At 27.5% G+C, this 11,413-nt stretch carries 10 protein-coding genes and 2 pseudogenes; 10 read left to right on the top strand and 2 right to left on the bottom strand.

Annotated features, from left to right (window positions below; genetic code table 11):
* The first annotated feature begins 36 nt into the window (after positions 1-36).
* On the top strand, positions 37-636 hold the full coding sequence (locus tag LEQ07_RS05175; RefSeq protein WP_263329770.1) for a hypothetical protein: 600 nt from the start codon (positions 37-39) through the stop codon (positions 634-636).
* 194 nt (positions 637-830) lie between these two features.
* Here LEQ07_RS05175 and LEQ07_RS05180 read toward each other — a convergent pair whose 3' ends face one another.
* Positions 831-1,055 carry a DUF4829 domain-containing protein gene (locus LEQ07_RS05180; RefSeq protein ID WP_442952398.1) on the bottom strand — a complete coding sequence of 75 codons (225 nt, stop codon included), beginning with the start codon at positions 1,053-1,055 and terminating at the stop codon, positions 831-833.
* Positions 1,042-1,257 (bottom strand): hypothetical protein, encoded by a 216-nt coding sequence (locus LEQ07_RS05185; RefSeq protein WP_263329771.1) that lies wholly within the window; start codon positions 1,255-1,257, stop codon positions 1,042-1,044. Before LEQ07_RS05185 ends, LEQ07_RS05180 begins: the two co-directional genes overlap by 14 nt.
* A gap of 234 nt (positions 1,258-1,491) precedes the next feature.
* Here LEQ07_RS05185 and LEQ07_RS05190 point away from each other — a divergent pair, with 234 nt between their 5' ends.
* The 9 genes and pseudogenes from LEQ07_RS05190 to LEQ07_RS05230 all read left to right on the top strand — a co-directional run.
* Positions 1,492-2,835, top strand: coding sequence for a PTS sugar transporter subunit IIC (locus LEQ07_RS05190; RefSeq protein ID WP_025161418.1), 1,344 nt, complete (start codon positions 1,492-1,494; stop codon positions 2,833-2,835).
* 27 nt (positions 2,836-2,862) lie between these two features.
* Positions 2,863-5,532, top strand: a complete 2,670-nt coding sequence (locus LEQ07_RS05195) for a glycoside hydrolase family 38 C-terminal domain-containing protein (protein WP_263329772.1) — start codon at positions 2,863-2,865, stop codon at positions 5,530-5,532.
* 12 nt (positions 5,533-5,544) lie between these two features.
* Positions 5,545-7,061: pseudogene (locus LEQ07_RS05200) on the top strand (DUF4127 family protein).
* Between the two features lie 83 nt (positions 7,062-7,144).
* Positions 7,145-7,945 carry a MurR/RpiR family transcriptional regulator gene (locus tag LEQ07_RS05205; protein WP_263329773.1) on the top strand — a complete coding sequence of 267 codons (801 nt, stop codon included), beginning with the start codon at positions 7,145-7,147 and terminating at the stop codon, positions 7,943-7,945.
* Between the two features lie 427 nt (positions 7,946-8,372).
* Positions 8,373-9,248 carry a sulfite exporter TauE/SafE family protein gene (locus LEQ07_RS05210; protein ID WP_046824250.1) on the top strand — a complete coding sequence of 292 codons (876 nt, stop codon included), beginning with the start codon at positions 8,373-8,375 and terminating at the stop codon, positions 9,246-9,248.
* Positions 9,249-9,388: 140 nt separating this feature from the next.
* Positions 9,389-9,865, top strand: coding sequence for an LURP-one-related/scramblase family protein (locus tag LEQ07_RS05215; RefSeq protein ID WP_046824249.1), 477 nt, complete (start codon positions 9,389-9,391; stop codon positions 9,863-9,865).
* An 83-nt stretch (positions 9,866-9,948) separates the two neighbouring features.
* The gene (locus LEQ07_RS05220) at positions 9,949-10,428 is read left to right on the top strand and encodes a carbonic anhydrase (protein ID WP_263329774.1); all 480 of its coding nucleotides are present in this window, start codon (positions 9,949-9,951) and stop codon (positions 10,426-10,428) included.
* Complete coding sequence (locus LEQ07_RS05225) at positions 10,425-10,661, top strand: carbonic anhydrase (RefSeq protein ID WP_263329781.1); 237 nt, start codon at positions 10,425-10,427, stop codon at positions 10,659-10,661. The genes LEQ07_RS05220 and LEQ07_RS05225 overlap by 4 nt, the downstream gene beginning before the upstream one ends.
* 127 nt (positions 10,662-10,788) lie before the next feature.
* Positions 10,789-11,413 (top strand): annotated as a pseudogene (locus tag LEQ07_RS05230) (hypothetical protein); the annotation flags it as partial.

Consider the following 11,413-nt stretch of genomic DNA (forward strand, 5'->3'; position numbering starts at 1 on the left):
TTAGTTACGGAAAATCGAAGATTGGGGGTTCTAAAAATGGGAACTAAGCATAATAAAAAAACTTGCACTTTAATAAAAGTTATAATTATAGTAGCTATATTAATATTAACATGCACTATAATAATGAGGGGCCGAAATAGTGAAATAATTGGTAATACAGATGAGGAAGTATTGAATAATATAACATCAAGTGATTTGATGGATTCAATAGGCAAAGAAAATATATCTATTGTAGATACTATAGGGATAGAGGATTCTAAGATAGTAGGATTCAAATCTGATACAGGTCACGGATATGCAGTATATGAAAAGAACAAGCAAGGTGATTTTGTAATGACAGATAGTGCAGCACAAGGTATTTCAGATACAGGACTAAGAGCAAGTGATTTTGTTGTTTCTTATGACACAAGCAATGGACTTGAACATAGTGAGAAAGCTTATATTTCAATATCAGAGGATAAACGTATTTCAAAAGTAGCTATGAGCATTAATGAACGTACATTTATTACACCTTTTGATAGTAGTAAGCCTGCTATGGTTGTTGTATCAGATGTTGTTCCAATCACACACAATAAAGATGGAGTTACTTATAAATGTATTTACTTCGACCAAAATGGTAAAGAGATTATAGAATAATTTACATATAAAAAAGAGATATAGTTAGAATACGTGTATTTCAACACTTCTGTCAGAAAATCCGACAGGGGGTATTAAACTATAAAAACAGCGAAGGATAAACATATAAGTTTTATCGACCTTTAAAGCATCTTTACAGCTTTGGGAGAAAAACTTATATTTTATCCTAATCGCTAAAACATAGTACCTTACGTTTAATATCCGCAATCATCAATTTTCCAGTTTTTAGATTTATCATCTCTAATTAAAACCCAATTGTAATCAGTATAAGTAGAATTTGGCTCTAAAACAGGATTTTTTCCTGAGCCATCTACATCAAAATCAGAAAATAGAACAATGACATTTTCAGCCTTAACTTTGTTTTCTAATCCTTTTCCAAACTGCAAATAATCCTTAACAGCATTATTAGATTTTTTCATCGTAGTATATTTTAGTCAGAGTGCAAGCCTCAAAATCAAAATTACTTTTTAAACAATCTACAGCCTTGTTTATTTCTTCATCACTAAAATTAATAGACTCTCCTATATGAACTTTAAGATTAGTATGTTTATCATTTTGATTACATCCAACTGATATGAATACCACTAAAATCATAATTAAATACGTAGCTACCCTTTTCATAATACTTTTCCCCTTTTTTATATATAATAAATGAACAACATAAAATAATTGAGAACCTTATTGTATTATAAATGCTATAAATTTATTTGCCAATGAAAAACACTTATAGACATAACTTATAATTTATCCTGAGCAACACACTAGTAAAAATATTACTCAATCTGTAATAGGAAAACATTTTTACAGCCTATATAATAAAGATAACAAAAATAAAATAAAAGGCAGGGGATTATGATGAACAAGCTTTTAGACTTTCTAGAAAAATTTATGACACCTATTTCGATGAAGATTTCATCAAACAAATTACTACAGTCTATCAAAGATGCATTTATACTAAGTATACCATTTACGGTTGTAGGATCTTTTGTTGGACTTATAAAAATGCAATTAGAATACTTTACAAAAGGAACAGAAAATCAAATATTATTAGCAATAATAAATATACTAGGAACTGTTGGAGATATATCAATGGCTCTAATAGGAATAATAATAGTCATGGCATCAGCTTATTATCTATCAGAAAGACTTAAAAATGATAAAGTTCATATAAACTCTATCGCAGTAGCTTTACTTGCACTAGTAGCTTATGCAGCAACTATACCTACGACAGTAGCTGATCCAGAAACAGGAAATTTAATATCAGGATATGCTAGAAATTTTTTTAACTACGAAGGTATGTTTACAGGATTAATAGTTGGGTTAACAACAGCTTATTTATATTCAAAGTTAATAAAAAGTAAGATAACTATAAAACTTCCAGATAGTGTTCCTCCAGGAATATTAAACTCATTTAAATCTATAATTCCTATGGCTATAATAATAACTTTATTTGCTGTAGTAAAAGAACTTGTAATACTAGCTGGATATGGATCATTACAAGAGTTAATATCTACAATTATAGTTGCACCTTTAACAAATGTAGGGACAGGCCTACCAGCAATAATTATAGTAATTATATTCATGCAACTACTATGGTTCTTTGGACTTCATGGATTTTCAATTATGTGGGGTTTAATATCAGCTATATGGTTACCTATATTTATGAGACATATAGAGATATTTGCTAAAACTCAAGATTTTTCAGCTATAACAGAAGTTGCTCCAAATGTAATGAGTAATATATACGCAATGATAGGTGGATCAGGATCTACATTAGCTTTAATAATAGCTATATTATTAATATCAAAGAAACAATCAGCAGAAAGAGCTATAGCTAAAATATCTTTAGTTCCAGGTCTATTTAATATAAATGAGCCATTAATATTTGGATTACCAATAGTTTTAAATCCTATAATGTTTATACCATTTATATTTGTTCCAGTTATAAATGCTGTTATAGCATACTTTGCAACAGCATCAGGGCTTGTAACACCTATGGTTGTATTAAATGCAGGAGTTGAGCCAGTATTACTTAATGCATGGGTACTCGGAGCATTTAAAATAGGACCAGTATTATTAATGTTAGCTTTATTGATATTAGATGTAATTTTATATGCACCATTTGTAAAGTTATTACAAAATCAAAATAAGATTGAAGAAGAGGATGATTTTGATTTAAGTGACGGATTTGAATTATAAAAAAGTACTAATTGGAGGTAAAATATTATGAAAAACGTACATTATATACCACATACTCACTGGGATAGAGAATGGTATAGATCATCAGAGGCATTTAGAATAAGACTTGTATATAGCTTTGATATGCTATTAGATATATTAGACAAAAATCCAGAATATAAATATTTTACCTTCGATGGGCAAACAGCAGCAATAGAAGATTATCTTTCAATTAGACCGGAAAATAAAGAAAAGATAAGTAAACATATTTTAGATAAAAGATTATATATAGGTCCTTGGTTTATACAACCGGACCTATTCCTTGTAAGTGGGGAATCTATACTTAGAAATTTGGTTATAGGATCTAATATAGCTAGCGATTTAGGAAATTGCATGGAGATAGGATGGGTTCCAGATGCGTTTGGACAAATTCAAAGTACACCTCAAATTTTTAAGGAACTAGGAATGAAAGCTGTTTTTGCATGGAGAGGGTTTAATTATAGAAAAACTAAAGACTCTGTTTTTCTTTGGGAAGCTCCAAATGGAGATAAGTTATTAACTGTACATTTTCCACTTGGATATGGTCACTATAGATATCTCCCAACAAATAAAGAGGATGCAATAAAAGATATACAAAACGTAATAGATAGTGTTGAAAATAGATTTATTGATAATCAACTGTTATTTATGGGAGGTAGTGATCATGCAAGACCTCAAGGAGACATAACAAATATATTAAATGAAGTTTGTGAAGAGTTTGAGAAAAGTGGATATAATTTAAAGATTTCTAATCCAGAAGAATTTGTAGAAGATGTGTTAAAAGAACAATTAAAATCAAACAGAGAAGTAGAAGTATATGAAGGAGAAGCTAGATCGGCAGATTTAGGAAGAATTCATGCAGGGATTTCATCTACTAGAATGGATATAAAAAATCCTATGAAAGATTACGAAACAAAACTTCCTTTAATAGCTGAACCTATGTCAGTTATAAATAGCTTGTTTGGAGGAAGTTATAGTCAATCTATAAGTAATTTCTTCTGGAAGATATTATTTAAAAATCAATTCCATGATTCTATTTATTCATCTTCTCCAGAATCTATAAATAATTCTGTAGAGAATAGATTGCTAAGTTTAAGACATGGAATAAATGAGATGATATGGCTAAACTTTAGATTTTTAAGAGATAAGATTAACTTTAGTAGTTTAAATGAAAATGAACAACCTATAGTATTGTTTAATACACTTCCATACAAAAGAGATGATTTAGTATTCATTAATTTATATGTGAAAGATGACAACTTTACTATAAAGGATTTTGATGATAATGAAATTTACTTTGTAAAGGTTGATAACTTAGAAAATATAAATAATGAAATTGAATATTATAATGGATTATTAAATTTAAATGATATAGCTGAAGTTTCAGAAGGCACTATGAAACAAGTGCAAATAAAAATAAAGGCAGATATATTGCCACCTATGGGCTACAAAGCTATAAAGGTATGTTATGGAGAATCACCTAAGTTAAGTGGAAATATTGACTTATTATTAGATAAAGAAAATAGAATGTTTGAAAATAGATATTTAAAAGTAAACATAAAAGATGATGGAACTTTAACTGTTTTAAATAAAGAAAGTAATTTAACTTATGAAAACATACTTTACTTTGAAGAAAAAGGTGATGATGGAGATGAATACAATTATTCACCTCCAGTTAAGGATTTAGTTATAACAACTAAAAATACTAATGCAGATATAAAGTTGATAGAGTCAAATCCTTTATTTATAAAATATGAGATAATTCATAAGATAGATGCACCTTTTGAGTGTATAAACCATGAAAGATGTGAAAAAATAGAAACTTCTTATATAGTTACAGAAGTAGTTTTAAAGAGTGATAGTAAAAGAATAGATTTTAAGACAACAATTATAAACAATAATAAAGATCATATAATAAGAGCTGTATTTGATGATGTGTATGAAAGCAAACAAAGTTTAAGTGAGGATCATTTTGGAAGTGTTATTAGAGATAATGAAATTAAAGATATTAAAAAGCTAGAAGATGGAGCAACTGAACTTGAACTCCCTATATATCCAATGCAAGGGTATGTAAAATTAAATCATGATAAAGAAGTTCTTGCAGTTTTATCAAAAGGTCCTAGTGAATATGAGATTTATAATGATAAATCTATAGCAATAACTCTTATAAGATGTGTTGGGAAATTTGGTAAAGCAGATTTAAAAATTAGACCGGGTAGAGCATCAGGGTATAGACTAGATGCTTCAAGTTCTCAACTTCTAAAAGAAGTTACTTCTACTTATTCAATATACTTTGATAATAATGTTAGCTTAGGAGATATATCAAAAGAAGCTAATAAGTTAAAAGTAGATGTTATATCAAGACATTTAAAAGACTTTACTAGAGATATTAATGATAACTTAAAAGATGAATTTTCATTAATTGAACTAGATAATAGATTAGAAATAATGGCTTTAAAAAAATGTGAAAAAAGTGATGATTTTATTTTAAGAATAAAAAATAGTAATGATTTTGACATTGAAAATATAAATTTAAAAATCAATGCTTTAATAAATGAAGTATATGTATCTTCTTTAAGAGAAGAAAAAATTGATAAGTTAGATATAAATGAAGGTAAAGTTACTATAAATAAAATTAAGAAAAATTCATTCCTAACGTTGATGTTAAAACAAGTATAAAGGAGATTAGTCATGAATGTAATTTATATTCCTTTAGATGAAAGACCGTGTAATAGATTATATCCAGAATATATAGCTTCTTGTAATGATGAAATAAATATATTAAGTCCAGATTTAAGTATCTTAGGATATAAAAAACTCCATGTAATTTAGAAGCAGTATGGAAATTTCTAGAAGATAATGCTCAATTTGTAGATGTAGCTATATTATCAATAGATATGTTGCTTTATGGAGGGTTATTGCCATCGAGATTGCATAAAAGTACAGCTGAAGAGCTAGAAGTATATATAGATAGAATAAAGAATGTAAAAAGTAAAAATAAAAATCTTAAAATATATGCTTTTAACTTAATTATGAGGACTCCTAAGTATAGTTCTAGTGATGAAGAACCAGACTATTATGAGCATTATGGAGCTGAAATATTTAAAAGGTCATATTTAATTGATAAAAAAGATAGAGTTGGAATATCTAGTGATGAAGAACAAATTTTATTAAACTTAGAAAGAGGTATACCTAAAGAATATATTGTAGATTATGAGATAAGAAGAAATACTAATATTCAAATGAATAAAAAAGTTTTAGAGTTATTAAAAGATAATATCTTAGATTATTTAGTTATACCTCAAGATGATTCTTGTGAGTTTGGATATACTGCAATGGACCAAAGAAAAATAAATCAGTATATAGACTTAAATAATTTATTTGGAGATGTGCTTATATATCCTGGAGCAGATGAAGTAGGAGCTACATTACTATCTAGAGCTTTTAGTGATTATAAAAATAAAAGAGTAAAGATATACCCTGTATACTCATCTACACTAGGTAAATCTATAATACCTTTATATGAAGATAGACCTATGTTTGAATCTTTAAAATCACATATTATGTCAGCTGGAGGACAAATTGTATATAACTATGATTGTGCTGATATTATACTTGCGATAAACTCTCCGGGAAAGGTAATGCAAGAGTCATGGGATCAATTTGAATGTAGAGATGTATCCTATGATTCATATAGAAATATATTATCTTTCACACATAGTATAAAAAATTTTGTTGAAAGTGGTAAGAATGTAATAATAGCTGACTGTGCATATGCAAATGGTGGAGATTATCAATTAATAAAGTTATTAGACAAGTATGAAGTATTAGATAAAATAAAAGCATACTATGGATGGAATACTCATTGCAATAGTTTAGGAACTACTTTAAGTCAAGGGATAATAACTCACTTTGGATTTAATAAAGACAATGTAGATAAAAGTTTGATATATCATTTATTAGAAGATGTGTTTTATCAAAGTAAAGTAAGAATGTATATTAATAAAGAAATACTTCCTAAATACGAATGTAGTTACTTTGATATATCAAGCTCTATTGATATTGTAGAAGAAAAGATTTGTAGTTTAATAAAAAACGAGTTTGAACAAGTTATTAAAAACTCATTTAAAGATAAAACTATTTCAAATTTAAGTGTGTACAATCCATGGAAGAGAATGTTTGAAATTGGATTAGACTTAGACATATAAACTTATATAATAGACAAGAAAAAATAATATGGTAAAATGGTATAACAAGAACAAGAGAATAAATACTATTTTAGGTGATTATTATGAACTTAGTAGAGAGAATAAATGAATATGGAAATAGTCTAAGTAGCACTGAAAAGTATTGTTTAGACAACATAATAAGTAGTGACAGTATGGTTAAAGTAACTATACAGCAACTAGCTGATAATTTAAATGTATCAACTACAACTATTTTTAGAATGGTAAAAAAGTTAAAATATAAGTCATTTAATGATTTCAAGGATGATCTTTTATTAAATAAAACACTAACCCTTGAAAATTCATCTATTCCTGATGAAGATGATGAAATAATAAATAACTTAAGTAGGCAGTACTTACAAACTTTGCAACTAATGAAAAGTGTAGACTTTGAACCAATAGTAAAAAGTATAAAAGAAGCTAAAAATGTTTTGATATGTGCTATGGGAATGACTCACTATATAGCTAGAGTTTTAGAAATTAAGACAAAGTTAAATGGCATAAATTCAAGACATTTTAGTGATCCTTGGTTTATGAAACTAGAAGTAAACTCAATGAATGAAGATGATATGGTTGTAATATTGTCAAAGACAGGAGAAACTAAAGAACTCGTTGAAGTCGCTAATATTGCGAGAGTAAATAAGTGTAAAATTTTATTTATAGGTGAAGTTGGAAAATCAACTATAAAAGATATGTCTGATTATTTTATACCAGTTGCAAATACAGAAAATATAGGTTTAGATTTAGATACAAGATTGCAAATACATGTTGCAGCTAATTATTTTATGAAAAAATATATAAATAATAATAATCCCTATGTCGGAAAACATGACATAGGGATTTATAATCGAAAGTTAATAACATAAATAAAAAAAGGTGTATACCACTGTGGTATACACCTTTTTGCGTTGTGAAAGACGCGTCTAAAAATGACAATAGTCTGAAAATTGACATTATGAAAATTAAATCTAAAAAGCAAGTAAAATAGCCATTAATAGAATATTTTCTTTTGATTGTCCATAAAAAAGCGTCTAATTGTTGACTTTTTGACAAGTTTAGAATAAATTACACAAAATTTAGGAATAAATAAAAGTAAACGCAAATATATATAAAATACCAAAGATTTGAAAGATTTCAACGATTTAAAATTTAATTGTTAATAAAAGAACAAGTGGCACAATAATTGCTTTTTTTAAAGGAATAAGGCTTTTACAGGGGGTGAAAGTTAAAATGAGCCGACTCACGAATGTGATGACTAAGGGGAAAAACAAGTATATATTAGGGGGTTCAACTATGATTAACGTAATAAGAGTTTTACTAGGAGTGTTTACAGCTTTATTTGGGTTTTCATATTTCAAGGATATAGCAAAAGCAAAATCAGAAAATAACTTTGAAGATGTATCTACAGGCAAATCATTAGCAACAGGTTTTGTAACAGACTTTTTTGATACACTGGGAATAGGGTCTTTTGCCCCAACGGTTGCAATGTTTAATGCCTTAAAGATGAATATATCAGATAGATTAATACCTGGGACATTAAATGTATGTCACACTATACCAGTTGTTTTGGAAGCATTTATATTTACAACTGTTATAAAAGTAGATCCAGTAACTTTAATATGTTTAATAGGAGCTGCTGTAGTAGGTTCATACCTTGGAGCTGGTGTTATAGCTAAGATGGATGAACGTAAGATACAAATTATAATGGGAATTGCATTAGCAATAACTGCACTTTTAATGTTATTAGCTCAATTAGGATTAATGCCTGGAGGCGGAACTGCTACAGGATTAAGTGGAGCAAAATTAGTTATAGGAATAATAGGTAATTTTATATTAGGAGCATTAATGACTGCAGGTGTTGGATTATATTCTCCATGTATGGCTATGGTTTATTTCTTAGGAATGTCACCAGACGTTGCCTTCCCTATAATGATGGGATCTTGTGCAATGTTAATGCCAGTTGCAAGTACTAAGTTTATAAAAGAAGGAGCTTATGCTAAGAAAACCTCATTCTTTATAACAATAGGTGGAGTTGTAGGAGTATTTATAGCTGCATTTATAGTTAAGAGTATGCCAATTGATATATTAAAATGGGTAGTTATAGTAGTTATAACTTACACGTCTATATCAATGTTAAGAAAAGCATTCAAATCTGAAGTAACAGAGTAATTTAATACAATAAAAAAGGAAGTGATTTTTATCACTTCCTTTTTTTATTATATTAAAATTTATTAAAAATATCATTATGAATACAAGTAAACTATATAATAAATAATATATACAAATACCAAATGTAAAGGGGAATAATAATGAAATATTATATGAAATCGAAGTTGTTTAAAATTAAAGAAGATTTCTGGATACAAAATGAAGAAAATGAAGAAGTGTTCTTTGTAGACAATAAATTATTTGCAGTGGGTCTTCAATTTGATCTTATTAAAGATGAAAAAACATTATATTCTGTTAAAGAGACTGTCATATCTTTATTAGCTAAATATCAAGTAAAAGAAGGCAATGAAGTTGTAGCGGAAGTAAATAAAAAGCCTTCGTTTATGAGAGATAGTATAAAGATAGAAAGTAAATATGGGGATTTAAATGTAACAGGGGATATAATTGATCACAATTATGAAATATATAAAGGAAGTGAGAAAATAGCTAGAATTCATAAAGAAGTTTTTACTTTTACAGATAGTTATAATGTAGAAACTGATTTTGAAGATGAAGCATTTGTTTTAACTTTAGCAGTTATAGTTGATGATATAATTGATAAACAGAGAAGTAAGTAGTTTTAAATTAAACATTTTTTCGCATCAATATATATTTTTAGGAAACAATAAGTTTGGAAAAATAATATTTATAGGTGATATATATGAAAGAAAAAAAAGAATTATTGTTAGCAATTTTTATACTTGCAGCATTATTTTGCGTAAAGACATTTGTTGAAGAGATGGAAAAAACGAGTTTAAGTAATGAGAATCAAAATATTATTCAAACTTATAGTGATACAAAGGAAGATCCTTTAAGTAGATTGAAAAAAGGAAATGAAATATATTTAGATGCTACATACAATAAAAATATAATTGATAAAGATATAAGAAAAAAACTTAATGAAGAAGGCCAAAATCCTTACGCTGTTATTTTAACTTGTTCTGATTCAAGGGTAGTTCCTGAAAATATATTTTACACAGGGTTAGGAGAACTATTTGTGGTTAGGGTAGCTGGAAATGTAATTGATGATACTATATTAGGAAGCATTGAATATGCTATAAGCAAGTTAGATGTACCTTTAGTTGTAGTTATGGGTCATGATAATTGTGGAGCTGTAAAAGGAGCATCTGAAAAAATATAAATGGGAAGTTAGAAACTATAGTTAAAAAAATTAAACCAAGTTATGAAAAAGCAAAATTGCAAGGTGGTTCACAAGAAGAAATTTATAATAATGCAGTTAAGTTTAATACTGAGAACTCCATGAACTTAATTAAAGAAAATGAAATTGTTAAAAAATATATTGATGAGAAAAAAGTTAAAGTAACTGGAGCAAATTACGATATGGAAACGGGTTTAGTTAAATGGTTAGACTAATTTTATAATTCTAAAAATTTAAACTTAAAGGGAGTAATATAAAATTACTCCTTTTGTGTTTTCAAAGTATATAAGTAGTGGTATATTATTCTATAGAAAATTTTAGAAACATCAAAGGAGATTTATTATGGAGAAGAAAAAAATCTTATCTACTACCATAATGTTTGTAGTTATAGTAGCAGCAATTGTGGGTTTTAAAAGTGTTTTTGGAGATGAAAATACATTGGTTGGAGTAGCAGGAATTACAGCAGCTTTATCATTACTAGGAACAGACTATACTATAAACCCAATAAGAAATACAGTGTATTTTGTATGTTTAGAGGTTGTATTAGGTATAGGAGCTTTTCTAGCTGCAAATAATTCACTTTTAGCATTAATTATAACTTTTATATTAATATTTACTGTTTTATATAATTTTACATATAATACTAAAAAGCCTACTTACGTGGCCTTTACATTAGGATATTTATTTATGCTATACAGTCCTGTTGACATAAAAGAGTTACCAACTAGAGTAGGAGCTCTTGTATTTTGTGGATTAGCAATAATGGCAATTCAAATGCTAGCTAATAAAAATAAACTTAAAACACAATCTAAAAAAACAATAAAGAGTTCTATAGAGTACATAAGTGAGGAAATAAACTGTATATTAGAAAACAAAAATTTAGATTTTGTAAATGAGTTAAACAAAAAAACATACATAGGAATAAGAGACTTAGTATCTGATATGTATAAAAGAATAGATAAAGATA

Origin of the sequence: Paraclostridium sp. AKS73, from assembly GCF_025671395.1 — a bacterium.
GTDB classification, from domain to species: Bacteria; Bacillota; Clostridia; order Peptostreptococcales; family Peptostreptococcaceae; genus Paraclostridium; species Paraclostridium benzoelyticum.